We start from the raw sequence: 23,723 nt of genomic DNA, 5'->3' as shown, positions 1-23,723 counted from the left end.
CGCCGGTCAGGCTCCGTCGGGAAGCGGCGTCTGCACGGGGACGGCCCCCGTGCGCAGGCGCTCCACGGTCTCCTTCTCGACGAGCACCGGCACGTAGTCCTGGATGCGCGCTCCGCTGAGACGTTCGTGCTCCTCATGTGCGATGTTCTCGATGTTCTCCCGCGGGACATCGGGAAATCGCGTGGCGATTCGGTCGAGCATCGCGGCGGTGTTCGCTTCGTCGTTGCGTTCGCTCATGGGCCGATTGTCTCCCGGCTGACCGGCATCCGCAATGGAGTGCCCTCAGCCGGCGCCCTCGATGAGGAGGAGACCCTGTTTGGTGTCGGCGAGCTTCACCCACCCGTCGCCGAAGAGGTAGGTCATGCCGTACCCGTCGTCGTCGGTGCCCATCGCATACTGCGGATCCTCGGTGATGTAGACCCCCTCGGGGCCGTCTTCGCGATGCCAACCCGCGGCCAGGAGCGACGTCTGGGCAGCGCTGGCCGCGCCCGCGCTCAGTTCGGCCCAGCCGTACAGCTGGCCGTGATCGGACGCCACGGCGTAGTCACCCCAGAAACACAGCAGTCCCTCGTCTTCCGAGATGGTGGTGTCGCCGATGACGAAGTCCTTGGTCTCTGCCGTCCATCCCGCCTCGGTCAGGGCCGCGACCGTGCCGACGGAGATCATCGACTCGCACGTGAGCGCTGCGGATGTCGGATCGGGGTTCGGCGTTGCGTCCGGCTCCACGCTCGCCTGCGGGGCTGGCGTCGCGGCATCGGGCGTCGGGGTGGGGTCGGTGTCGCCCGGGGCGGAGCACGCCGTCAGTGCGGCGAGGAGGAATGCTGCTCCGGCGGTGATGGAGACGATGCGGGGAGGGGTCATCGCGAGCCTCGGGAGTTCAGGGGTGCAGGAAGGTGAGGAAGGCGTCGTGGAGGATGCCGTTGGTGGCGAGTGTCGAGCGCGTCGAGATCGTCTCGGCACCCGCGTAGTCCGTCATCGTGCCGCCGGCTTCGCGCACGATCGGCACGGCGGCCGCGATGTCGTACTCCTTGACGTCGAACTCGGCGACCATGTCGAGGCGGCCCTCGGCGAGGAGCATGTACGAGAAGACATCGCCGTACGCGCGGTCGCGCCACACCCGATCCGCGAGGGCGATGAGCGTGTCGACGCGTCCCGCATCCGCCCACTGCGCGATGCTCTGGAAGCTGACGCTCGCATCGTCGAGCGACGCGACGGCGGAGACATGCAGGCGCCGCGGCTCGCTCTCCGTCGCCGTCCATGCGCCCTCGTCGGGCGATGCCCACCAGCGGCGGCCGAGCGCGGGCATGCTGACGACTCCGACCTGCGGCACGCCGTCGACCGCAAGGGCGATCATCGTGCCCCAGAGCGGCACACCGCGCAGGAAGTTGGCGGTGCCGTCGATCGGATCGATGATCCACTGGCGGTGAGTGTCTCCCTCGGCGCCGAACTCCTCGCCGAAGATCCCGTCCTCCGGGCGCTCGGTCGCGAGGATGTCGCGGATCGCGCGTTCGGTCGCGAGGTCGGCGTCGGTGACATGGGAGTTGTCGGCCTTGGTGGAGATCTGCAGATCGGCGGCGTCGAACCGGGGGAGCGACTGCGCATCGGCCGCATCGGCCAGGCGCAGGGCGAGTTCGAGATCGCTGCGGAAGTCGGATGCGCGGGGGATGGCGGTCACGCCACCAGCGTAGTCGCCCGGGCCGAGCGCTTCGATCGTCGGGAGACCTGCGGTGACGCGGCGCGAAGGTGATGCGGAAAGCAGAAAAGCCCCGAAGACTGGCGAGAGTCTACGAGGCTGATCCGTGCACCCCCTGGGACTTGAACCCAGAACCCACTGATTAAGAGTCAGTTGCTCTGCCGATTGAGCTAGAGGTGCGTGGCCCGGGATGACCCCGACCGAGGAATTACATTACCAGGGGATCGACGCGGTGCGAAATCGAGCTCGCACCCCCGGGAGTGTCGCAGCCGTCGGTGCGGCGGGAGACTCCCGGGGGTTCGGTCAGGCGGCGTCGCCGACGAGGATCGCCTGCGCGTCTTCGGCGGCCGGGACCGCCCCGTGGGAATCGATGTGGGCCAGTGCGCGCCGGCCCAGGAAGACCGTGAGGGCGGCGATCAGGACGGATGCCGCGGCGAACAGGTACGGGACCGTCACGTTGAACGAGTGCCACAGCAGCGCGGCGAGCGGAGGCGCCATCGCGCCGCCGAGGAAACGCACCGCCGAGTACGACGACGAGGCGACCGAGCGGGGGAGGTCGGTGGCCTCCATGACGGCCTCGGTGAGCACCGTGTTCATGATGCCGAGCAGGAGGCCGCCGATGATGATGCACACGACGAGGGCCGCGGGGTCACCGGCGAGGAAACCCGCCGCGACGAGGTCGACGGCCAGCAGTGGCAGCACGGTCACGATGATGCGCGTCCGCGGCATCCGGCGCATGAGGAGTGGAGCGACCCAGACGCTCGTGATCGCGAGCGCGACGCCCCAGCCGAAGAACGTGAATCCGATGCCGAGTGCGCCGAACCCGAGAGGGAAGGGCGAGAACGCGAGGAGCACGAAGAAACCGATGTTGTAGAACAGCGCGGCGATGGCGAGGATCGCGAGCGCCGGGCGGCGGAGTGCGGTGAACGGCGCGGAGAACGGCACCGGAGTGCGCTTCTCGGCGGGGCCGCGCAGAAGCACGAGGACCGCGATGAACGCGATCGCCATGAGGGCGACGACGCCGAAGAACGGTCCCCGCCAGCTCATCTCGCCCAGGAGCCCGCCCAGGAGCGGGCCGATCGCGATGCCGAGGCCGAGTGCCGCCTCGTAGAGGATGATCGCGGCGCTGCTGCCGCCGGACGCCGCGCCGACGATCGTGGCGAGAGCCGTGGAGATGAAGAGCGCATTGCCGAGGCCCCACCCGGCGCGGAAGCCGATGACGGCGTCGACGCTGCCGCTGAGGGCGCAGAGCAGGGCGAAGGCGACGATCAGCGCGAGTCCGATGAGGAGGGTCGCCTTCGCGCCGATCCGGCTCGAGATCCAGCTCGTGACGAGCATCGCGAGGCCGGTGACGAGCAGATAGCTCGTGAAGAGGAGCTCGGTCTCGACGGGCGAGGCCTGCAGGGACTCCGCGATCGCCGGGAGGATGGGATCGACCAGTCCGATGCCCATGAACGCGACGACGCACGCGAAGGCGACGGCCCACACCTGCGCGGGTTGCTTCCAGACGGAGGGGGTGGCGGTCGTGTTCACTGCGTGGAGTCCTTTCGGTCGGGGAGGTCGGTGGGGTCGGTGTGCGCGGCGAGGATCTCGGCCGCACGGGTCAGGGTCGCCCAGTCGGCGTCGTCGAGGGCGTGGAACCGCGGCGCGAGCGTGTCGCGGAACTCGTCGCGCCAGGCGGCGAGAGCCCGGGCACCGGCGTCGGTCGTCTCGACGACCACCGCGCGGGAGTCGGCGGGGTCGGGGGAGCGGTGCACCAGTCCGTCGCGCTCGAGAGTGCCGATCAGGCGGGTCATTCCCGGCTGGGTGGTGCGAGCGGCCGCGGCGAGCTCGCCGACCCTCGAGGCGCCCTGGCGGCCGAGCAGGCTGAGCACCCGCCACTGGGCGGCGGGTGCCTCATTGCCGGCATCCTGTGCGGCGATACGGCCGAGCGCATACGCCGAGAGCACGATGGACGGGATCACTTCCGTACGTTGCATACCAATGAGTATATACCCGCTGGTATGTAATGCGATGTCAGTGTCGAGCGCCCGCGATCCGCGCCGAGAGTTCGTGGGCGTGGGCGAGCAGCGTGCGACCGAGGTGCGCGAGGCGATCCGGGCCGAACCGGAACTCCACGCCCGTCAGGCTCAGCGCCCACTCCGGGCGGCCGTGGCGATCGAACACGGCCGCGCCGATGCCCCAGCTGCCTTCCACGATGAGGCCGGGATTGACCGCGAAGCCGCGCTCCTTCGTCTCGGCGAGGCGTGCACGCAGCGGCTTCGGCGCATGCGAGCGCCCCCACGTCGACGCGAGCTCCGGATGGCGATCGAGGTATGCATCCACATCGTGGTCGGGCAGGAAGGCCAGGACCGCCAGGCCTGCGCTCGCCACACCGAGGGGGAAGCGCACACCCTCGCTGAGCACGAACGAGCGGATCGGGAAGGCTCCTTCCTCGCGGAGCAGGCAGACCGTCTCATCGGCTCGTCGAACCGAGAAGAACGCGCTCTCCTCGGTCTTGACGGCGAGCGACCGCACGATATCGCGAGCGAGGGCGGTGACGTCGTATCGCGCGGCTGCGGCATTGCCCATGAGGTAGAGCTCGGGTCCCGGCATCCAGCGGGCGGTCGTGTCTTCCCGATCGACGAGCCCCTCGGCGCGGAGCGCGCTGAGCAGGCGGTGCGTCGTCGACCTCGACAGGGCGGCGGCGTGGGCGAGCTCCTGGAGCGCCATCCCTTCGGGGCGCCCGCCCGACACGAGGCGGAGGAGTCCGGCAGCCCGAGCGATGGCCTGCGCTCCGGGCACGCTCGTCGATACTCGTTCCATAATGTGGACGCTACCCGGGGATACGTCCACATCACAAGCACCCGCTGTCGATCCCACCGCGCGACGGTCAAGCTGGACCCAACGCCCGTTCGAAGGAGTACGCGTGATCGACAAGCATTGGCCCTCTGCCGCGGAGGCGGTCGCCGACATCCCCGACGGAGCATCCCTCGCCGTCGGCGGGTTCGGCCTCTCCGGAAACCCGATCGCCCTCATCGAAGCTCTGCTCGCGCAGGGCACGACCGACCTGAGCGTCGTCAGCAACAACTGCGGCGTCGACGACTGGGGCCTCGGCATCCTGCTCGGAGCGCACCGCATTCGCAAGATGACGTCGTCGTACGTGGGCGAGAACAAGGAGTTCGAGCGTCAGTTCCTCACCGGCGAGCTCGAGCTCGAGCTCACCCCGCAGGGAACCCTCGCCGAGAAGCTGCGTGCCGGTGGGTCGGGGATCGCCGCCTTCTTCACGCAGACGGGTGTCGGCACGCAGGTGGCCGACGGCGGTCTGCCGCGCAAATACGCATCCGACGGCACGATCGCCGTCGCCTCGCCCGCCAAGGACGTGCGCACGTTCGGAGAAGGGGAGTACGCCCGCGAGTACGTGCTCGAGGAGGCGATCACCACCGACTTCGCCCTCGTGCACGCGGCCGTCGGAGACCGCCACGGCAATCTCTTGTTCACCAAGGCCGCCCGAAACTTCAACCCGCTCGCCGCGATGGCGGGCCGTGTCTGCATCGCGGAGGTCGAGCGCCTCGTCGAACCGGGCGAACTCGACCCCGACAGCGTGCACCTGCCCGGCGTGTACGTGCACCGTGTCGTCGAGGTCGGAACCGACATCCCCAAGCGCATCGAGCGACGCACCGTCGCCACGGAAGGAGCCTGACATGGCGCTCACCCGAGACCAGATGGCCGCCCGTGCCGCCGCCGAGCTCGAGGACGGCTCGTACGTGAACCTCGGCATCGGACTGCCGACCCTCGTCCCGAATTTCGTGCCGACGGGCGTCACCGTGGTGCTGCAATCCGAGAACGGCATCCTCGGCGTCGGCCCCTACCCGACCGAGGATGCCGTGGACCCCGACCTCATCAACGCGGGGAAGGAGACGGTCACCGTGCTCGCGGGATCGGCGTTCTTCGACTCGGCGACGAGTTTCGGCATGATCCGCGGAGGGAAGATCGACGCCGCGATCCTCGGCGCCATGCAGGTGTCGGCCACCGGAGACCTGGCGAACTGGATGATCCCGGGGAAGATGGTCAAGGGGCCCGGTGGGGCGATGGACCTCGTCCACGGCGCCGCACGCGTCATCGTGCTCATGGAGCACGTCGCGAAGGACGGTTCCGCCAAGATCGTCGATCAGTGCTCCCTGCCGCTCACCGGCCGGGGGGTCGTCGACCGCATCATCACCGATCTCGCCGTGATCGACGTCACCGACGCGGGCCTCGTGCTCGTCGAGACGGCACCCGGGGTCACCGTCGACGAGGTCGTCGCCGCCACCGAGCCCCCACTGACACTGTCACCTGCGCTCACCGGTCTGAGAGGCTGAAGGACATGCTCGACACCGATATCGTCATCGTCTCCGCCGCCCGCACCCCGCAGGGCCGCCTCAAAGGTCAGCTCGCGGCGTTCACCGCCCCGCAGCTGGGCGCCTTCGCGATCCGCGGAGCGCTCGAGCAGGCTTCCGTCCCCTCGGAGGACATCGACGCCGTCATCGCCGGGCAGGTCCTCTCGGCAGGATCCGGGCAGAACGCCGCACGCCAGGCGGCCATCGGGGCGGGCATCGGCTGGAACGTGCCCGCGCACACGGTCAACAAGGTGTGCCTCTCCGGCCTCACCGCGATCATCGACGCCGCTCGCATGATCCGCACGGGAGACGCCCAAGTGGTCGTCGCCGCCGGCATGGAGTCGATGACACGCGCCCCGCACCTGCTCATGGGATCACGCGACGGATGGACCTACGGCAGCGTCGAGGTGCTCGACCATATGGCCTACGATGGGCTCACCGACGCCTACGACCGCGAGAGCATGGGTGCATCCACCGAACGGCACAATGCCCGATACGAGCTCACACGCGAGGCTCAGGACGCCGTCGCCGCTCTCTCGCATCAACGCGCGGCCGCCGCGCAGGCCGGAGGAGTGTTCGACGACGAGATCGTCCCGGTATCGGTGCCTCAGCGTCGAGGGGAACCCCTGCTCGTCACCGAGGACGAGGGAGTCCGCCCCGACACCACGGTCGAGTCGCTCGCAGGACTCCGTGCCGCCTTCGCGGAGGGCGGCACGATCACGGCGGGCAACTCCTCGCAGATCTCCGACGGAGCCTCCGCCGTCATCGTCACGACGCGCGCGCTCGCCGCAGAGAAGGGATGGCCGATCCTCGTCACGGTGGGTGCCAGCGGCCAGACGGCCGGACCGGACAACTCCCTGCAGGCGCAGCCGGCGCGCGCGATCGAACGCGCGTGCGAGAAGCAGGGGATATCGCCGTCCGATCTCGATCTGGTCGAGATCAACGAGGCGTTCGGCGCCGTGGTCGCGCGTTCGCAGGTCGAACTCGGTCTGGATCCCGCGCTCGTCAACATCCATGGGGGTGGGATCGCGATCGGGCATCCGATCGGCGCATCGGGAAACCGCCTGGTCGTGCACCTCGCGCACGAACTGGCGCGTCGCGGCTCCGGCACAGCAGCCGTCGGCCTCTGCGGCGGCGGCGGTCAGGGTGAGGCGCTGATCCTCACCCGGTGACGCGCGGGCTCAGGAGGAGCGGCGGCGCTTGCGCTTCTGCGCCGCCGCCTTCTCTGCCTGCTTCGCGTCGCGGTCGGCGCGCTTCGCCTGCGCGGGCGCGAGCGGCGAATCCAGGGCGACCTCGAGGCCCCGGTCGAAGCGGCGGGTGTCGCGCACGGCACCGATCGCGAGGGCGAAGGTGATGGCCCAGCTGATCCACGCAAGCGCGGCTCGCCATGTGATCTTGGTGTCGCGACTGCCTCGGAGAAGCGAGACACCGGTGGTGATCGCTCCGAACAGGCCCGTGCTGAACAGATAGCGCATGCACCTACGCTACCGCCCGTCTCCCGGTCGGCGCGGGGGATTGACACGAACGGCGGATGCCGGGCATACAGCCCCGTCGGATCGGCACTCGCTATCATGGGTGTCAGTCGCGGCTCGTCTGCGACCGTAGAACCGTGTATCTACCGGCCGTCGGCACTCCGACGGACAGCGGCGGCACCCGACCACCGCGTCCGCGGGCGCGCGAGAGCCATGACCCAGACACACACCTCCGCCGAGCCGAGCCTCTTCCGTCTCGCCGGCTTCCCCTACTTCCTCATCGCGTTCATCGCGAGGCTGCCCTTCGCGATGATGGTGGTCGGCGTGCTGACCGTCGTCGTCTCGGCGCGCGGGTCGCTGTCGCTCGGAGGGCTGACCTCCGCCGCGGTCGGCCTCGGCACCGCGTGTTTCGGCCCGCTCCTCGGCGCCGCCGCGGATCGTTACGGCCAGAGGACCGTGCTGCTGCTGCTCGCGATCGCGAACGGCACGATGATGGTCGTGTTCACCCTCGTCGTCTACGGCGACGCCATCGACGGACTCGTCCTCCTGGCCGCCGCCGGAATCGGAGCGACGGCCCCGCAGGTCTCCCCGCTGTCGCGCGCGCGGCTGGTCACGATGATCAGCGAGCGGATGCCGGAGGCGCGCCGGGCCCGTACGGTCTCGGGCACCATGGCCTACGAGTCGGCCGCCGACGAGACGGTGTTCGTCTTCGGACCGTTCATCGTCGGCATCCTGGCGTCGCTCATCGCTCCGTGGGCTCCTCTCGTGGGCGCGGCGATCCTGACGCTCGTCTTCGTCGGCGCGTTCGCGCTCCACCCGAGCGGTCGACACGTCGCCGTCGTGCGCGGGGCCGATGGCGCGGCGCCCTCGGCGGTGTCGGAACTCTTCCGACCGCAGCTCCTCATCGTGGTGATCGGCATCCTCGGCGTCGGCATGTTCTTCGGCACGATGCTCACCTCGCTGACGTCGTTCATGGCGGACCGCGGCGCCTCCGAACAGGCGGGTCTGCTCTACGGTGTGATGGGTGTCGGCTCGGCCGTTCTGGCACTGGGCGTCGCGTGGCTTCCGGTCCGCTTCTCGCTCCGCGCCCGGTGGCTGGTCTTCTCGGGCATCCTCTTCGCCGGCTCGCTGTTGCTCGGAATCGTGGACTCTCCCGCGATGATGACGCTCGCGCTCGGCATCATGGGGGTCGGCATCGGCCCGACGCTCGTGACGCAGTACAGCTTCGGCGCCGCGCGAAGCCCGCTCGGACGCTCGGCGACGGTCATGACGATGCTCGGCTCGGGAATCGTCGTCGGCCAGTCCATCGGTGCGGCCGTAGCGGGCGAGCTCGCCGAGAACGTCGGCACCTCGGCGGCGCTCGTGCTGCCGATCGTCGCAGCCGGCATCGCGTTCGCGGCAGGTCTCGTCAACTGGGTGCTCAGCCGCACGCGTGCGCAGAACGTCATCGTCGCGGCGTGACGCGGTGAACCGGGGTCGCGAACCTCGATAGCCTGGGGGTACCCCCTGGTGTGAGGAGCCATCTTGGCCGCTGCAGAGTTCGTCGTCGTCGCCAACCGTCTTCCCGTCGATCGGGTCGAAGGCCCCGATGGGGAGGAGACCTGGCGTACGTCGCCCGGCGGTCTCGTCGCGGCTCTCGAACCGATGATGCGCAGCACCCACGGCGCGTGGGTCGGCTGGGTGGGTCAGCCCGATGTCGAGCGCGACCCCTTCGACGCCGACGGCATCCACCTCATCCCGGTGTCGTTGAGCGCACAGGAGGTCGCGGAGTACTACGAAGGCTTCGCCAACGACACCATCTGGCCGCTCTACCACGACGTCATCGCGCCCCCGCAGTTCCATCGCGAATGGTGGGACGCCTATGTCGTCGTCAACCGCCGCTTCGCCGAGGCCGCCGCCGCCGCCGTCGCGGAGGGCGGCACTGTGTGGGTGCACGACTACCAACTGCAGCTCGTGCCGCAGATGGTGCGCGAGCTTCGCCCGGACGTCACGATCGGCTACTTCCACCACATCCCGTTCCCGGCGCACGGCCTCTACGCGCAGCTGCCCTGGCGCGACCAGGTGCTGCAGGGCCTCCTCGGCGCCGACGTGATCGGTTTCCAGCGCGCACAGGACGCCACCTACTTCCTCACCGCGGTGCGGCGTCGCCTGCGCCACGAGGTCAAGGGCGCGAACATCGCGATCCCGCAGGACGACGGCTCCATCCGGACGGCCGTCGCCCGCGCCTTCCCGATCTCGATCGACACCGCCCCCTATCTGGATCTCGCCGCGAACCCCGCGGTCCAGGCCAGGGCCGCAGAGATCCGTGCGAGCCTCGGCAACCCGAAGCGAATCCTGCTCGGTGTCGATCGCCTCGACTACACCAAGGGCATCCGTCACCGGATCAAGGCCTACGGCGAACTCCTGGCCGAGGGGCGCCTGAGCGTCGACGACGTCACGCTCGTGCAAGTCGCGAGCCCGAGTCGCGAGCGCGTCGACGCCTACGTGCACCTGCGCGACGAGATCGAGCTGGCGGTCGGGCGCATCAACGGCGACAACGACACCATGGGCCACACCGCGATCCGCTATCTGCACCAGGGGTATCCCCGCGAGGAGATGGTCGCGCTGTACCTCGCGGCCGATGTCATGCTCGTCACCGCATTGCGCGACGGCATGAACCTGGTCGCGAAGGAGTACGTCGCCACGCGCGTCGACAACCGGGGGGTGCTCGTTCTCAGCGAGTTCACCGGCGCCGCCGACGAACTCCGCCAGGCGGTGCGCGTCAACCCGCACGACATCGAGGGCGTCAAGGCAGCGATCATGACCGCGGTCGAGATGACACCGGCCGAACAGGGCAAGCGCATGCGCTCGCTCCGCCGCCGTGTGCTCGAGAACGACGTGAACGCCTGGTCGTCGTCGTTCCTCTCGGCACTCGACGACGCACGCCGCTGAGCCGCCCCCGCATCTTCCCGCCCGCCCCGACTGGAGACACCCATGACGCGCCCCTGGACCCCCGGAACCGCCTCGCCCGAACTGAGCGCGCTCGCGCGTACCGAGCGCCTCGTCGTCGCCCTCGACTTCGACGGCGTCGCCTCGCCGCTCGTGCCCGATCCCATGGCGGCTCGCGCGCTGCCGGAGACCGTTGAGCAGATCCGCCGCCTGACCGCCCTGCCCGACACGATCGTCTCGTTCGTCTCCGGGCGCAGCCTGCACGATCTCCGCATCATCACCGAGCACGAGGACGACTCGCCGGTCGCACTCGCGGGATCGCACGGTGCGCAGTACTGGTTCCCCGGCGAGGGCGAGGGCGCGCCCACCGGCGACGCCACCGAGGAGGGGGCCCGCGAAGAGCTGTGGGCGGCCGCTCGTCCGATCATCGACCGCTACGAGGGCGCCGAGTTCGAGCCGAAGACCTTCGGCATGGGCGTGCACACGCGTCGCGCGGATCGCGAGACCGAGGAGAAGGTCTTCGCCGAGATCGACGCGCTCGTTGCCGAGCGGTTCCCGCACTGGCGCCGCCGCGCAGGGCACCGCGTGCTCGAGTTCTCGTCGCGGACAGAGGGCAAGGATGCCGCGATCGGAGTGCTCCGCGAGCGCTTCCACGCGACCGGCATCCTCTTCGCCGGCGACGACGTCACCGACGAAGACGCCATGCGAGTGCTGCAGCCGGGCGATCTCGGCGTGCGCGTCGGCCCGGGGGAGAGCGCAGCGGCGCTGCGTGTCGACGGCCCCGTCGATGTGGCGCGTCTTCTCGGCGCGCTGGCGGACGAGCGCGCCGCCCGGCGGGAATAGACTGCCTGCATGTCTCCGCACGATCCTGCCAGCGCGTCCATCGACATCAAGCCCCGCAGTCGCGTCGTCACCGACGGCATCGAAGCCACCACGTCACGCGGTATGCTGCGCGCCGTCGGCATGGGCGACGAGGACTGGGAGAAGCCGCAGATCGGCATCGCTTCGAGCTGGAACGAGATCACGCCCTGCAATCTGAGCCTCGACCGGCTCGCGCAGGGGGCGAAAGAAGGCGTGCACTCGGGCGGCGGCTACCCGCTGCAGTTCGGCACCATCTCCGTCTCGGACGGCATCTCGATGGGCCACGAGGGCATGCACTTCTCGCTCGTGTCGCGCGAGGTCATCGCCGACTCGGTCGAGACGGTCATCATGGCCGAGCGCCTCGACGGAACCGTGCTGCTCGCGGGCTGCGACAAGTCCATCCCGGGCATGCTCATGGCGAGTGCGCGCCTGGGGCTGTCGAGTGTGTTCCTCTACGCCGGCTCCATCGCTCCGGGCTGGGTGAAGCTCTCCGACGGTACCGAGAAGGACATCACGATCATCGACTCGTTCGAGGGCGTCGGCGCCTGTCGTGCGGGTCGGATGACGGAGGAGGACCTGAAGCGCATCGAGTGCGCTTTCGCTCCCGGAGAGGGTGCCTGCGGCGGCATGTACACCGCCAACACGATGGCCTCGGTGGCCGAGGCGCTGGGACTCAGCCTTCCCGGCTCCGCAGCGCCGCCCTCGGCCGACCGTCGCCGCGATTACTTCGCCCACCGTTCCGGCGAGGCCGTGGTCAATCTGCTGCGCCAGGGGATCACCACCAAGGACATCCTGACGAAGGAGTCGTTCGAGAACGCGATCGCTCTCGCGATGGCGCTCGGGGGTTCGACCAACGTCGTGCTGCACCTGCTGGCGATCGCTCGCGAGGCCGAGATCGACCTGAGCCTGCACGACTTCAACCGCATCGGCAGCAAGACGCCGCACGTGGCCGATATGAAGCCGTTCGGCAAGTACGTGATGAACGACGTCGACCGGCACGGTGGCATTCCCGTGATCATGAAGGCGATGCTCGACGAGGGGCTCATCCACGGTGACGCGCTCACGGTCACCGGCAAGACGGTGGCCGAGAACCTCCGCGACCTCGACCCCGATCCCGTCGACGGCGAGGTCATCCACACCTTCGACAACCCCATCCACGCGTCCGGCGGCATCACGATCCTGCACGGTTCGTTCGCCCCGGAAGGTGCGGTCGTGAAGTCCGCGGGTTTCGACGCCGACGTGTTCGAAGGCCCGGCGCGCGTGTTCGAACGCGAGCGCGGAGCGATGGATGCCCTGGCGAACGGCGAGATCAACGCCGGCGACGTCGTGGTGATCCGCTACGAGGGTCCCAAGGGCGGGCCGGGCATGCGCGAGATGCTCGCGATCACCGCGGCCATCAAGGGCGCGGGACTCGGAAAAGATGTACTACTCTTGACGGACGGACGATTCTCAGGCGGCACAACCGGCCTGTGCATCGGCCACATAGCACCCGAAGCGGTGGACGCAGGTCCTATCGCCTTCGTGCGCGATGGTGATCTGATACGGGTCGATATCGCAGCTCGCTCTCTCGACCTACTCGTCGACGAGGCGGAGCTCGCCTCCCGCCGCTCTGGCTGGGAGCCGCTTCCCCCGCGCTATACCCGTGGCGTTCTTGCCAAGTACTCACGTCTCGTGCGGTCCGCCGCCGAAGGCGCGACGACGGGCTGATCCCGACTCGTTCGGCACGCAGCATCGTCGTCTCCGGCATCCGATGCCTTACAGATCACCAGAAGGAAAGTCATGACTGCTGACTCCGTCTCGGCTGTGCCGAGGCCGCCCGCCCGTCAATCCAACGCCCCCGAGATCACCGGCGCCGAGGCCGTCGTCCGTTCGCTCGAGCTGCTCGGGATCACCGATGTCTTCGGCCTTCCCGGCGGCGCGATCCTGCCCGTGTACGACCCGCTCATGGATGCGTCCGACCTGCGTCACATCCTCGTGCGTCACGAGCAGGGCGCCGGTCACGCGGCCGAGGGCTATGCATCCGCCTCCGGCAAGGTGGGGGTCTGCATCGCGACGTCCGGCCCCGGAGCCACGAACCTCGTCACCGCGATCGCCGACGCCTACATGGACTCGGTGCCGCTGCTGGCGATCACCGGACAGGTGTTCTCGACGCTGATGGGAACGGATGCCTTCCAGGAGGCCGACATCGTGGGAATCACGATGCCGATCACGAAGCACTCCTTCCTCGTGAAGGATGCCGCCGACATCCCCGGCGCGATCGCCGCCGCATACGAGGTGGCATCGACCGGCCGCCCCGGCCCCGTCCTGGTGGACATCACGAAGGACGCGCAGCAGGCGATCGCGCCGTTCGTCTGGCCCCCCAAGGTCGATCTGCCCGGCTACCGCCCCGTCACCAAGGCGCACGGCAAGCAGATCCAAGCCGCGGCCGCCCTGCTCGCCGAGGCCAAGAAGCCCGTCCTCTACGTCGGTGGTGGCGTGATCCGCGGACGCGCGTCCGCCGAGCTGCTCGCACTCGCCGAGGCGACCGGCGCGCCCGTCGTGACCACGCTCATGGCGCGCGGCGCGTTCCCCGACTCGCACCCGCAGCACCTGGGCATGCCCGGCATGCACGGCACGGTCCCGGCCGTGCTCGCGCTGCAGGAGGCCGATCTGCTGATCTCGCTCGGCGCTCGCTTCGATGACCGTGTGACCGGTAAGGCCGCACTCTTCGCGCCGAACGCGAAGGTCGTGCACGTCGACATCGACCCCGCCGAGATCTCGAAGATCCGCATCGCGGACGTACCGATCGTCGGCGACGTTCGCGACGTGCTCGTCGACCTCGAGGCCGCTTATCGCGGCGCGATCGGCAGCGCGAAGCCCGACACCGAGGAGTGGTGGTCGTACCTCGACGGACTCCGCAACGAGTTCCCGCTCGGCTACACGCCGCCGACCGATGGGCTGCTCGCGCCTCAGCACGTGATCCAGCGCATCGGGGAACTGACCGGCCCCGAGGGCATCTACGCGGCCGGCGTCGGACAGCACCAGATGTGGGCGGCGCAGTTCATCAAGTACGAGCGCCCCAACGCCTGGCTCAACTCCGGTGGTGCCGGGACGATGGGGTACTCCGTTCCCGCTGCCATGGGGGCCAAGGTCGCCGAACCCGAGCGTGTCGTATGGGCGATCGACGGCGACGGATGCTTCCAGATGACCAATCAGGAGCTCGCGACCTGTGCGATCAACAACATCCCGATCAAGGTCGCGATCATCAACAACTCGTCGCTGGGCATGGTGCGCCAGTGGCAGACCCTCTTCTACGACGGGCGCCACTCGAACACCGACCTGAACACCGGGCACGGCACGATCCGTATCCCCGATTTCGTGAAGCTCGCCGAGGCCTATGGGTGCCTCGCGATCCGCGTCGAGAAGGAGGACGAGGTCGATGCGGCGATCCAGCTCGCGCTCGAGACGAACGATCGCCCCGTCGTGATCGACTTCGTCGTCAGCGCCGATTCCATGGTGTGGCCGATGGTGCCCCAGGGCGTCAGCAACAGCTACGTCCAGTACGCCCGCGAGCACGCGCCCGCATTCGACGAGGAGGACTGACCATGTCGACCCACGTGCTGAGCCTCCTGGTCGAGGACACACCCGGCCTCCTCACCCGCGTCGCAGGGCTCTTCGCCCGGCGCGGATTCAACATCCACTCGCTCGCCGTCGGCGTGACCGAGGTGCCCGGCATCTCGCGCATCACGGTCGTGGTCGACGTCGACGAGCTGCCGCTCGAGCAGGTCACCAAGCAGCTCAACAAGCTGATCAACGTGATCAAGATCGTCGAGCTCGACTTCGCCACCTCGGTGCAGCGCGAGCACATGCTCGTGAAGGTGCGCACCGACAACGCCAGTCGCTCGAACGTGATCGAGGTCGTGAACCTCTTCCGCGCCTCGGTGGTCGACTACGCCGCCGACGCGCTCGTGATCGAGGTCACGGGCGACAAGGGCAAGGTCGACGCGATGCTCCGCGCACTCGAGCCCTTCGGCATCAAGGAGATTGCGCAGTCGGGGCTCCTCGCCATCGGCCGCGGCGGCAAGAGCATCACCGAACGCGTCCTGCGCGGTTGACCCAGACCACCCCATCCAGCCGCTCCACCGCCGCCCGGCACGGAGCGAGAAGAAACGCCACGAACAAGGAGAAACACACAGTGAGCACCGAGATCTTCTACGACGCCGACGCCGACCTGTCCCTGATCCAGGGCAAGAAGGTCGCCATCGTCGGATACGGCTCGCAGGGCCACGCCCACGCGCAGAACCTGCGCGACTCGGGCGTCGAGGTCGCCATCGCCCTCAAGGAGGGCTCCAAGTCCGCTCCCAAGGCCGAAGAGGCCGGCTTCGCGGTCAAGACCGTCGCCGACGCCACCGAGTGGGCCGACGTCATCATGATCCTCGCGCCGGACCAGCACCAGCGCACGATCTACAGCGAGTCGATCGCGCCGAACCTGACCGCCGGCAAGACCCTCGCCTTCGCGCACGGCTTCAACATCCGTTTCGGCTACATCGACGCTCCCGAGGGTGTCGACGTGATCCTCGTCGCCCCGAAGGCGCCGGGCCACACCGTCCGTCGCGAGTTCGTGGCCGGTCGCGGCATCCCCGACATCATCGCCGTCGAGCGCGACGCCTCGGGCAAGGCCTGGGACCTCGCACTCTCCTACGCGAAGGCCATCGGCGGTACCCGTGCCGGCGTCATCAAGACGACTTTCACCGAAGAGACCGAGACCGACCTGTTCGGCGAGCAGGCCGTGCTCTGCGGTGGCGTCAGCCACCTGGTGCAGGCCGGCTTCGAGACGCTGACCGAGGCGGGGTACCAGCCCCAGATCGCGTACTTCGAGGTGCTCCACGAGCTCAAGCTCATCGTCGACCTCATGTGGGAGGGCGGCATCGCCAAGCAGCGCTGGTCGATCTCCGACACCGCTGAGTTCGGTGACTACGTCTCGGGTCCGCGCGTCATCGACGAGCGCGTCAAGGAGAGCATGAAGGGCGTGCTCGCCGACATCCAGTCGGGCGCGTTCGCGAAGCGTTTCATCGACGACCAGGACAACGGCGCCGAGGAGTTCCTGGCGCTGCGCGCCAAGGAGGAGCAGCACCCGATCGAGGTCACCGGCAAGGAACTGCGTTCGCTCTTCGCGTGGAAGCAGCAGGACGAGGACTACATCGACGGCAGCGCCGCGCGCTGATCGACCGATCGTGAAGAGCGGGCGTCCCGGAAGGGGCGCCCGCTCTTTCGCGTCCGATGACGGTCAGGGGCGGGTGAGCTCTTCGAGCACCTCGACGACGTGACGGTACGGCTGTCCCGTGGCGCGGGTCATGCCGATCTCGCACGTGCGGTTCGCCGAGACGAACGCGTCGAAGCCGCCCCGCTCGGCATCGGCCGCACGCACCTCGTCCGATTCGACCGCCGTCGCGCTCGCGGTGAGTTCGGGGTGCAGCATCCCCCGATCTCCGGCGAAGGCGCAGCATCCCCAGCCGTCGGGCACGAACACGTCCGAGGCGACGGCCGCGGCGATCTCGGTCAGCGCTCCCGTCGCTCCGAGCGCGGTCGTCGAGCAGGTCGGATGCACCGCCACGCTGTCGAGCTTGGCCCGGACGGTGACGCGGGGGAGCACTTCCCGAGCGATGTAGGTCGTGGCGTCCTCGATGACGAGGCCGGCGTACTCCGGATGCTCGGCGACGGACTTCGCGAGCATCGTGTGAAGCCCCTCGGTGCAGGAGGCCGCGTCGCACACGACCGGGAGTTCGCCGAAACGGCTCGCCTCCCAGAGACTCGACAGCACGCGCGTCGTCATGCGGTCGTAGCCGGCGAGGTGGCCCTTCGACTTCCAGGGCGTGCCGCAGCACATCCCCCCGGCGTCTTCAGGGACGACCACGGCGATCCCGGCCCGATCGAGAAGGGCGCGGACCGCGTTCCTCGACCCCTCTCCGTGCCCTTCCGCGCCGAACATCGTGCCGATGCACGCCCCGAAGAACACGACACGGGCGTCGGCGGGATTCCGAGCCGATGGGGCCTTCGTGCCGCCGCGGGGGAGTCCACCGTCGTAGAGGGGGACGGTGTCGGATCCGAGGATGGCTCGTCCGACCCGGGTGGCGCCGGTCACGATCGGGGCAGGCAGAGCGGCGGCGACGGTCAGCGCCGCGCCGCCGACGCGCGTCACGGCACCCCAGCCCTTCGCCGCGGCATCCCAGAGGCCGTCCTCGATCTTCGACGATTCCTCGGCGCGCAGGCGGCGGACGAGATCTCCGGTGTTGATGTCGACGGGGCACGCCACTGCGCACATCCCGTCGACCGCGCAGGTCTGCACTCCGTCGTAGTCGTAGTCGGCGCGCAGATCCTCGAGAAGCGCGGTGTCTCCCTGCTCCTCAGCCCAGGCCATGTCGCGCCGGAGCACGATGCGCTGGCGCGGGGTGAGGGTGATGCTCTTACTCGGGCACGTCGGCTCGCAGTAGCCGCATTCCACGCACCGGTCGACCTCCTTCTCGACCGTCGGCACGCGCTTGAGGTCGCGGAGATACGAGTCGGGGTCGTCGGAGAGCACGACGCCCGGATTGAGGATGCCGGCGGGATCGAAGAGGCGCTTGATCGACCACATCATGTCGGTGAGTTCGTCGCCGTACTGGCGACGGACGAACGGCGCCATGATGCGCCCCGTCCCGTGCTCCGCCTTCAGCGAGCCGCCTTGGCCGAGCACGAGCTCGACGAGGTCGTCGGTGAAGCGACGGTAGCGCGCGACGCTGTCGGGGTCGTCGAAGCGTTCGTTGAGCAGGAAGTGCACGTTGCCGTCCTTGGCGTGACCGAAGATCACCGAGCCCTCGTAGTCGTGGGCGGCGAACAGCTCGATGAGGCGCTCGCAGGTCACGAGGAGGCGGTCGACCGGCACGACGATGTCTTCGAGCAGTGCGGTGGTGCCGGACGGCCGCGCTCCGGCGACGGCCGTGTAGAGGCCCTTGCGCACGTGCCACAGTGCTGCGCGCTCCGAGGCGTCGGTCGTGAGCGCCGCCTCGGTCGCGAGGGGGAGATCGGCGAAGTGCGCCAGCGCGGTCGCGCCGCCGACCGCCAGCTCCTCGGCGCTGCCGGCATGGACCTCGACGAGGAGAGCGGCATGCTGGTCGACATCGATGTCGGCGATCGCCGCGGGCACGTCGCCGAGCCCCTGCGCGACTCGCAGCGATGCGGCATCGAGGAGTTCGATCGTGGCGAGCCCGAGATCGGCGAGTCCGGGAAGGGCGGCCATCGCATCGGACAGCGTGGTGAACACGAGCAGGCCGGTGGCGATCGCCGGGCGGATCGGGATGGTGCGGAAGCGCGCTTCGGCGACGAAGGCGAGTGTGCCCTCGGAGCCGATCACGAGGTGCTCGAGAATGCGTACCGGGGTGTCGAAGTCGAGGAGCGCGTTGATGCCGTAGCCCATCGTGTTCTTCATCGAGAACTGGCGGCGCACGAAAGCGACGTTCTCGGGCGAGGAGAGCAACTGTGCGCGGAGGGTCAGGAGGCCGACGGCGAGGTCGGGATCGGAGGCGCGCAGGCGCTCATCGGCATCGGGCAGGGCTGTGTCGAGGATGGTGCCGCTCGGCAGGACGAGAAGGAGCGACTCCACGGTCCGGTAGGAGTTCTCGACGATGCCGCAGGCCATTCCGCTGGAGTTGTTGGCGACGACACCGCCGATCGTGCAGGCGATCTCGCTGGCGGGGTCGGGGCCGAGTTTGCGGCCGTGGCGCACCAGGCGCGTGTTCACCTGACGCACGGTGGCGCCGGGGCCGACGCGCACCGAGGCGCCGTCGTCCTCGACGCTGATGTCGCGGAATCCGCTGCGCGTGTCGACGAGGATGTCGCCACTCACTCCCTGCCCCGACAGGCTCGTGCCGCCGGAGCGGAAGGTGAGCGATCGCCCCGCTGCTCGAACGGCGTCGAACACCCGTGCGACTCCCGCGGCATCGGTGGGGGAGAGTACGGCATCCGGCACGAGCAGGTAGTGCGAGGCGTCGTGCGCGCGCGCGAACCGATCGATCGAGCGGGCGTGCACCTCGGTCGTGGGCCCGAGGATCGTCGGATCGAGTGGTTCGGCGAGAGTGATCGACACGGGGGGCTCCTCGGCGCTGACGGAATATTGTCTGACAAGTGTACCGATGTCGTCGATCTCGCTAGTCTGAGGGGGTGAACAGTCCCACACAGGCCCCGCTCGGTGTCGTCGGCGTCGTCGACGCCGTCACCTCACGGCTGCGGGATCGCATCCTGAGCGGTGAGCTGCGCTCCCGATCGGCCCTCACCGAAGCGTTCGTGTCCGAGGAGTACGCGGTCGCGCGGCCGAGTGCGAAGGCGGCGATCGAGCAACTCGTCGCTGCGGGTCTCCTCGAACGCACCGCGCACCGCAGCGCCCGCGTCGTGGCGATCGACCCGGAGACCGTGCGCGACGTCTACCGCACCCGGGCGCGGCTCGAGAGCGCGGCCTTGCGCGAGCTGGCCGCTACGCGTACCGCGCCGGCCGTGGCGATCGCCGCGAACGCCGAGATCCTGGCGATGCCGGCGGGGCCCGACCCGGCCACCGTCGATCCCGATCTGCGGTTCCATACGGCGCTCATCGATGCTCTCGGCAGTGTTCGCACGGGCCGGATGTACCGCAGCGTGCTCGACGAGGTGCGGATGTGCATGGCGCAGGTGCAGGGTCGCCGACTGCTCGATGCCAGCGTCATCGCCGCCCAGCACGCCGAGATCCTCGACGCTCTGGCCGCCGGTGACGCCGAGCGGGCCACCGCCGTTCTCGGCATCCACCTCTCATCGGCGCAGGAGCGTTTGGTCGACGCTCTCGACGCCGACTGAGTGACGAACCGGCGATCAGCTCGCCGGGGCGTCTTCGACCACGAGCGGCGGCTCGACGGATTCCGCCCAGACCGGTGCGGGCAGCACGGTGTCGACCTGGCCGGCCTGGATCGCGCGAAGAGCCGCGGTGATCTCCTCATCGTTCTCCGGGACCGGGAGACCGCAGGCGCGCAGCTCGGAACCGAACTGGAGGGTCAGGCGGATCTTGCCCGCTTCGACGGCTTCGGCGGTGGTACCGGTGCGGATCTCGCTGCCCGTCTGAATCGCCGGGACCTCGTCGCACACGTGATAGACGGCCCCGCCGTCGACCCAGACGACTTCGTCCTGGCCGAGCAGCTGAATCACCGCGGACTGATCGGCCGTGTACTGCTCGACGGAGGGCGGGTCGAAGTCGATTCCGATGAACACCGCGATCGCCGCGAGCACGATGCCGACGATGCCCGCCGTCGTCTTCTGGCCCTTGTCCATGTCCTTGTTGAGGAAGACCAGGATGATCAGGGGGAGGAACGCCACGACGGCGATGATCGCGCCGAGCTGGTTCTGCACGAAGAAGCGTGCGGTGTCGGACTTGGGTGCCGGATCCAGGCGGTTGGCCTTCTTCCAGAGCAGCGACCCGGTGATCGAGAGGGCGGCGATGACGACGAGCAGCACGATCAGCGCGATGAACGCCCACTGCGGGAACTGCGCCGTGACGCCTTGCTCCTCGAGAAGTCCGGTGTCGGGGTCGCGGACGAACGTGCCGTCCTCGCCGACGAACACGCGCTGACGGAGCACCCAGAAGATGCCGACGGCCTCACCGACGATCGCGAGCAACCACAGCGCTCCGGCGATCCAGCGGAAGCGGGTGGCCTTCGTCTTCGCCTCGGGGGTCGGCTTCCAGTTCGCGGGCGGTTCGACACCCTCGGCATCCGTTGTGCGCTGCTCGGCCACGATGGTCCCCTCCTCGATCGTGACGCCGATCATAGTGGACGGGGTGTCCTACGCTGGAGACATGACCTCCGATTCCGATGACGCCCTGAACTGGGACGGGGATGACGACGCGTCGCTCGCGCGCCCTGCCCCGGTGAAGCGCGAGAAGATCGCCGACGGAAACCCTGCCCCCGTGGTCGAGGATCGCACGGCCGTTCCGGTGGACGACTCCGTCGAGACGAGCCACGACCGAGCGGAAGAGGGCGAGGAGCGCGCCCCGCTGAGTACGGCGATGCTGCTCACCACGGGTGTCGTCGGCGGTGTGTACCTCCTGTATTCGATCGGCTGGGTGGTCGGTGGCCTTCGGCTCAAGCCGCTCGCGAACTTCTTCGTCGCCGACGAGATGTTCCTCCCGTGGTTCGTGCTGGCGGTCGCCGCACCCGCGCTGTGGTTCCTGGCCACGTGGGTGCTCACCCGTGGGCGGGCATCGTGGGTGAGGGCCTCCCTCCTCCTGCTGGGTGTCGTGCTCCTCGTGCCGTGGCCGTTCGTGACCGTGGGGGTGATCGGAGCATGAGTGCCGAGCAGAACATCGACGATGCGCGCACCTCGCCCCGCTGGGTCAGCGGGCTCATCCTCGGGCTGGCCGGGCTGTTCTATGCCTACGCGGTGTGGAACGCCGTCGCCCATCTGATCCGGATGGCGCAGGGCGGGCTGACCGGCGGAGGCTGGATCACGCTTCTGTTCGGCGTCGTGTTCCCCGCGATCGTCTTCGTGTTCGCCTACGCGATCGGACGTCGGCGCCCCGCGGGCGAACTCGCGCTGGCGCTGCTCGCCGGGCTCGGGATCGTTGCGGTCTTCTGGCTCTGCGTCCTGTCGTTGAGCCTCGGGCTCATCGCCGCCTGACGGGCGTCACACGGTAAAGCCGAGCGATCCCCTCGGGTACAGTGGAGGAGATCGCGCCCCCGAAGGCGTGCGGCGCATCGGCCCCTATTGTGTTGCCCCGAAGGATCCACTGTGCCGAAGCCCGTAGTGCTCATCGCCGAAGTTCTCTCTCCTGCCACGATCGAGGCCCTGGGCCCGGACTTCGATGTCCGCAATGTCGACGGCACCGATCGCGAGGCGCTGTTCTCGGCGCTGTCGGAGGCGGATGCCGTGCTCGTGCGCTCGGCGACGCAGATCGATGAAGAGGCACTGACGCACGCGCCGAAGCTGAAGGTGGTCGCTCGTGCGGGCGTCGGACTCGACAACGTCGACATCAAGGCCGCGACCGCGGCCGGCGTCATGGTCGTCAATGCGCCGACCTCCAACATCGTCTCGGCCGCCGAGCTCACCGTCGGCCACATCCTCAGCCTCGCGCGCCGCATCCCCGCCGCGCACGCCTCGCTGTCGTCCGGCGCCTGGAAGCGGAGCGCCTTCACCGGAGCGGAGCTCTTCGAGAAGACGGTCGGAATCGTCGGCCTCGGCCGCATCGGCGCGCTGGTCGCCGCACGTCTCGCCGCTTTCGACATGCGCGTCGTCGCCTACGACCCCTACGTCACCTCGGCGCGTGCGCAGCAGCTCGGTGTGCAGCTCCTCTCACTCGACGAGCTCGTCGCCGAAGCGGACTTCCTCACGATCCACATGCCGAAGACGCCCGAGACCACGGGAATGATCGGTGCGGAGCAGTTCGCAGCCATGAAGCCGACCGCCTTCGTCGTGAACGTCGCGCGCGGTGGACTCATCGACGAGGATGCTCTGCGCGAGGCTCTCGTCGCGGGTGAGATCGCCGGCGCCGGTCTCGACGTCTTCACGTCCGAGCCCCCGGTCGAGGGCGGGAGCGCCCATGCGCTCCTCGACCTCCCGAACGTCGTCGTCACCCCCCACCTCGGCGCCAGCACCGAGGAGGCGCAGGAGAAGGCCGGTGTCTCGGTCGCCCGCTCGGTGCGCCTCGCGCTCGGCGGCGACCTGGTGCCCGACGCGGTCAACGTCGCCGGTGGTGTCATCGACCCGTACGTGCGCCCCGGCATCTCGCTCGTCGAGAAGCTCGGCCAGATCTTCGCCGCTCTCGCGACATCGCCGCTCACGAGCCTCGACGTCGAGGTGCACGGCGAGCTGAACGACTACGACGTCAGCGTCCTCAAGCTCGCGGCTCTCAAGGGCGTTTTCACGAACATCGTGAGCGAGACGGTCTCGTACGTCAACGCCCCGCTGCTCGCCGAGCAGCGTGGCATCGCGGTGCGTCTGCTCAAGGACGACGTCAGCGCCGAGTACCGCAACGTCATCACGCTCACGGGTGCTCTCTCCGACGGTTCCCAGCTCTCGGTGTCGGGCACGCTCACCGGCCCGAAGCAGGCCGAGAAGCTGGTCGGCATCAACGACCACGCGCTCGAACTCCCGATCGAGAAGCACCACGTCGTGATGCTCTACACCGACCGTCCCGGAATCGTCGCGGTCTACGGGCAGAAGTTCGGCGAGGCCGGCATCAACATCGCGGGTATGCAGATCGCCCGCGAGGCCGCCGGAGCCCAGGCGCTGAGCGTTCTGACGCTGGACTCGCCGGTCTCCGACGAACTGCTCGACGACGTGCGCGATGCGATCGACGCCGACCTCTTCCGTCAGATCGAGATCACCGACATCTGATCACGACGGGGTGTTCGAGGGCGGGGTGTTCGAGGGCGGGGCGCG

Annotated in this window: 23 protein-coding genes and 1 tRNA gene; 14 read left to right on the top strand and 10 right to left on the bottom strand. The window is 69.0% G+C overall.

The annotated features are described in order from the left end of the window. Positions 1–6: 6 nt before the first annotated feature. From ACIPVN_RS03390 to ACIPVN_RS03360, 7 genes are all read right to left on the bottom strand, one after another. Positions 7–237 carry a three-helix bundle dimerization domain-containing protein gene (locus ACIPVN_RS03390; protein WP_400439452.1) on the bottom strand — a complete coding sequence of 77 codons (231 nt, stop codon included), beginning with the start codon at positions 235–237 and terminating at the stop codon, positions 7–9. 45 nt (positions 238–282) lie between these two features. Beyond that, positions 283–861, bottom strand: a complete 579-nt coding sequence (locus ACIPVN_RS03385; RefSeq protein ID WP_400439449.1) for a hypothetical protein — start codon at positions 859–861, stop codon at positions 283–285. A gap of 16 nt (positions 862–877) precedes the next feature. Continuing rightward, positions 878–1,675: an inositol monophosphatase family protein gene (locus ACIPVN_RS03380; protein WP_400439446.1), complete on the bottom strand. Its 798-nt coding sequence runs from the start codon at positions 1,673–1,675 to the stop codon at positions 878–880. Between the two features lie 125 nt (positions 1,676–1,800). Next, a tRNA-Lys gene (locus ACIPVN_RS03375) sits at positions 1,801–1,873 on the bottom strand. A gap of 123 nt (positions 1,874–1,996) precedes the next feature. Further along, complete coding sequence (locus ACIPVN_RS03370; RefSeq protein ID WP_400439443.1) at positions 1,997–3,226, bottom strand: MFS transporter; 1,230 nt, start codon at positions 3,224–3,226, stop codon at positions 1,997–1,999. After that, a complete protein-coding gene (locus ACIPVN_RS03365) occupies positions 3,223–3,672 on the bottom strand; it encodes a MarR family winged helix-turn-helix transcriptional regulator (RefSeq protein WP_400439440.1) in 450 nt (149 codons plus the stop codon). Before ACIPVN_RS03365 ends, ACIPVN_RS03370 begins: the two co-directional genes overlap by 4 nt. A 37-nt stretch (positions 3,673–3,709) precedes the next feature. Continuing rightward, complete coding sequence (locus ACIPVN_RS03360; protein WP_400439437.1) at positions 3,710–4,498, bottom strand: IclR family transcriptional regulator; 789 nt, start codon at positions 4,496–4,498, stop codon at positions 3,710–3,712. A 103-nt stretch (positions 4,499–4,601) separates the two neighbouring features. Here ACIPVN_RS03360 and ACIPVN_RS03355 point away from each other — a divergent pair, with 103 nt between their 5' ends. The 3 genes from ACIPVN_RS03355 to ACIPVN_RS03345 are packed head-to-tail and all read left to right on the top strand — an operon-like array spanning position 4,602 to position 7,223. Then, positions 4,602–5,375: a CoA transferase subunit A gene (locus ACIPVN_RS03355; RefSeq protein ID WP_400439433.1), complete on the top strand. Its 774-nt coding sequence runs from the start codon at positions 4,602–4,604 to the stop codon at positions 5,373–5,375. A gap of 1 nt (position 5,376) precedes the next feature. After that, complete coding sequence (locus ACIPVN_RS03350; RefSeq protein ID WP_400439430.1) at positions 5,377–6,033, top strand: 3-oxoacid CoA-transferase subunit B; 657 nt, start codon at positions 5,377–5,379, stop codon at positions 6,031–6,033. 5 nt (positions 6,034–6,038) lie between these two features. Next, a complete protein-coding gene (locus ACIPVN_RS03345) occupies positions 6,039–7,223 on the top strand; it encodes an acetyl-CoA C-acetyltransferase (protein WP_400439428.1) in 1,185 nt (394 codons plus the stop codon). A 9-nt stretch (positions 7,224–7,232) separates the two neighbouring features. Here the strand turns inward: ACIPVN_RS03345 and ACIPVN_RS03340 are convergent, their stop codons facing one another. Continuing rightward, positions 7,233–7,526, bottom strand: coding sequence for a hypothetical protein (locus ACIPVN_RS03340; protein ID WP_400439425.1), 294 nt, complete (start codon positions 7,524–7,526; stop codon positions 7,233–7,235). Between the two features lie 210 nt (positions 7,527–7,736). On the opposite strand from ACIPVN_RS03340, the gene ACIPVN_RS03335 reads away from it, so the two are divergent. The 7 genes from ACIPVN_RS03335 (at position 7,737) to ilvC (ending at position 16,515) form a co-directional block, all read left to right on the top strand. Further along, on the top strand, positions 7,737–8,984 hold the full coding sequence (locus ACIPVN_RS03335) for an MFS transporter (RefSeq protein WP_400439422.1): 1,248 nt from the start codon (positions 7,737–7,739) through the stop codon (positions 8,982–8,984). A gap of 63 nt (positions 8,985–9,047) precedes the next feature. Further along, positions 9,048–10,454 (top strand): trehalose-6-phosphate synthase, encoded by a 1,407-nt coding sequence (locus tag ACIPVN_RS03330; RefSeq protein WP_400439419.1) that lies wholly within the window; start codon positions 9,048–9,050, stop codon positions 10,452–10,454. A 42-nt stretch (positions 10,455–10,496) separates the two neighbouring features. Next, positions 10,497–11,294, top strand: coding sequence for a trehalose-phosphatase (otsB, locus tag ACIPVN_RS03325; RefSeq protein ID WP_400439416.1), 798 nt, complete (start codon positions 10,497–10,499; stop codon positions 11,292–11,294). 9 nt (positions 11,295–11,303) lie between these two features. Beyond that, on the top strand, positions 11,304–13,019 hold the full coding sequence (gene ilvD, locus ACIPVN_RS03320; protein ID WP_400439413.1) for a dihydroxy-acid dehydratase: 1,716 nt from the start codon (positions 11,304–11,306) through the stop codon (positions 13,017–13,019). Between the two features lie 72 nt (positions 13,020–13,091). Continuing rightward, on the top strand, positions 13,092–14,894 hold the full coding sequence (locus ACIPVN_RS03315; RefSeq protein ID WP_400439410.1) for an acetolactate synthase large subunit: 1,803 nt from the start codon (positions 13,092–13,094) through the stop codon (positions 14,892–14,894). A 2-nt stretch (positions 14,895–14,896) separates the two neighbouring features. After that, positions 14,897–15,406, top strand: a complete 510-nt coding sequence (ilvN, locus tag ACIPVN_RS03310; RefSeq protein WP_400439407.1) for an acetolactate synthase small subunit — start codon at positions 14,897–14,899, stop codon at positions 15,404–15,406. Between the two features lie 80 nt (positions 15,407–15,486). Continuing rightward, positions 15,487–16,515, top strand: a complete 1,029-nt coding sequence (gene ilvC, locus ACIPVN_RS03305; protein ID WP_400439404.1) for a ketol-acid reductoisomerase — start codon at positions 15,487–15,489, stop codon at positions 16,513–16,515. 63 nt (positions 16,516–16,578) lie between these two features. Here ilvC and ACIPVN_RS03300 read toward each other — a convergent pair whose 3' ends face one another. Continuing rightward, positions 16,579–19,413: an FAD-binding and (Fe-S)-binding domain-containing protein gene (locus tag ACIPVN_RS03300; RefSeq protein WP_400439402.1), complete on the bottom strand. Its 2,835-nt coding sequence runs from the start codon at positions 19,411–19,413 to the stop codon at positions 16,579–16,581. 74 nt (positions 19,414–19,487) lie between these two features. Here ACIPVN_RS03300 and ACIPVN_RS03295 point away from each other — a divergent pair, with 74 nt between their 5' ends. Beyond that, positions 19,488–20,150 carry a GntR family transcriptional regulator gene (locus ACIPVN_RS03295; protein WP_400439399.1) on the top strand — a complete coding sequence of 221 codons (663 nt, stop codon included), beginning with the start codon at positions 19,488–19,490 and terminating at the stop codon, positions 20,148–20,150. Between the two features lie 15 nt (positions 20,151–20,165). Here ACIPVN_RS03295 and ACIPVN_RS03290 read toward each other — a convergent pair whose 3' ends face one another. Beyond that, positions 20,166–21,113, bottom strand: a complete 948-nt coding sequence (locus ACIPVN_RS03290; RefSeq protein WP_400439397.1) for a hypothetical protein — start codon at positions 21,111–21,113, stop codon at positions 20,166–20,168. A gap of 28 nt (positions 21,114–21,141) precedes the next feature. Here ACIPVN_RS03290 and ACIPVN_RS03285 point away from each other — a divergent pair, with 28 nt between their 5' ends. The 3 genes from ACIPVN_RS03285 (at position 21,142) to serA (ending at position 23,678) form a co-directional block, all read left to right on the top strand. Further along, positions 21,142–21,633, top strand: coding sequence for a hypothetical protein (locus tag ACIPVN_RS03285; protein ID WP_400439394.1), 492 nt, complete (start codon positions 21,142–21,144; stop codon positions 21,631–21,633). After that, entirely contained in the window at positions 21,630–21,962 is a 333-nt protein-coding gene (locus ACIPVN_RS03280; protein ID WP_400439391.1) for a hypothetical protein, read from the top strand. The genes ACIPVN_RS03285 and ACIPVN_RS03280 overlap by 4 nt, the downstream gene beginning before the upstream one ends. Positions 21,963–22,073: 111 nt before the next feature. Further along, positions 22,074–23,678 carry a phosphoglycerate dehydrogenase gene (serA, locus tag ACIPVN_RS03275; protein WP_400439389.1) on the top strand — a complete coding sequence of 535 codons (1,605 nt, stop codon included), beginning with the start codon at positions 22,074–22,076 and terminating at the stop codon, positions 23,676–23,678. Positions 23,679–23,723 lie beyond the last annotated feature (45 nt).

This window comes from Microbacterium sp. NPDC090003, from assembly GCF_044748385.1.
Lineage (GTDB): Bacteria > Actinomycetota > Actinomycetes > Actinomycetales > Microbacteriaceae > Microbacterium.
Note: the sequence above shows the minus strand (reverse complement) of the source record. Positions and strands in the feature narration are given on the sequence as shown.

What these genes read in the sequence shown, in the direction of transcription:
- ACIPVN_RS03290 (WP_400439397.1), bottom strand. Translation starts at nt 21,113, where the DNA reads ATGATCGGCGTCACGATCGAGGAGGGGACCATCGTGGCCGAGCAGCGC.
- ACIPVN_RS03345 (WP_400439428.1), top strand. Translation starts at nt 6,039, where the DNA reads ATGCTCGACACCGATATCGTCATCGTCTCCGCCGCCCGCACCCCGCAG.
- ACIPVN_RS03385 (WP_400439449.1), bottom strand. Translation starts at nt 861, where the DNA reads ATGACCCCTCCCCGCATCGTCTCCATCACCGCCGGAGCAGCATTCCTC.
- ACIPVN_RS03315 (WP_400439410.1), top strand. Translation starts at nt 13,092, where the DNA reads ATGACTGCTGACTCCGTCTCGGCTGTGCCGAGGCCGCCCGCCCGTCAA.
- ilvD (WP_400439413.1), top strand. Translation starts at nt 11,304, where the DNA reads ATGTCTCCGCACGATCCTGCCAGCGCGTCCATCGACATCAAGCCCCGC.
- ACIPVN_RS03285 (WP_400439394.1), top strand. Translation starts at nt 21,142, where the DNA reads ATGACCTCCGATTCCGATGACGCCCTGAACTGGGACGGGGATGACGAC.
- ACIPVN_RS03360 (WP_400439437.1), bottom strand. Translation starts at nt 4,498, where the DNA reads ATGGAACGAGTATCGACGAGCGTGCCCGGAGCGCAGGCCATCGCTCGG.
- otsB (WP_400439416.1), top strand. Translation starts at nt 10,497, where the DNA reads ATGACGCGCCCCTGGACCCCCGGAACCGCCTCGCCCGAACTGAGCGCG.
- ACIPVN_RS03350 (WP_400439430.1), top strand. Translation starts at nt 5,377, where the DNA reads ATGGCGCTCACCCGAGACCAGATGGCCGCCCGTGCCGCCGCCGAGCTC.
- ACIPVN_RS03280 (WP_400439391.1), top strand. Translation starts at nt 21,630, where the DNA reads ATGAGTGCCGAGCAGAACATCGACGATGCGCGCACCTCGCCCCGCTGG.
- ACIPVN_RS03340 (WP_400439425.1), bottom strand. Translation starts at nt 7,526, where the DNA reads ATGCGCTATCTGTTCAGCACGGGCCTGTTCGGAGCGATCACCACCGGT.
- ACIPVN_RS03335 (WP_400439422.1), top strand. Translation starts at nt 7,737, where the DNA reads ATGACCCAGACACACACCTCCGCCGAGCCGAGCCTCTTCCGTCTCGCC.
- ACIPVN_RS03390 (WP_400439452.1), bottom strand. Translation starts at nt 237, where the DNA reads ATGAGCGAACGCAACGACGAAGCGAACACCGCCGCGATGCTCGACCGA.
- ACIPVN_RS03365 (WP_400439440.1), bottom strand. Translation starts at nt 3,672, where the DNA reads ATGCAACGTACGGAAGTGATCCCGTCCATCGTGCTCTCGGCGTATGCG.
- ilvN (WP_400439407.1), top strand. Translation starts at nt 14,897, where the DNA reads ATGTCGACCCACGTGCTGAGCCTCCTGGTCGAGGACACACCCGGCCTC.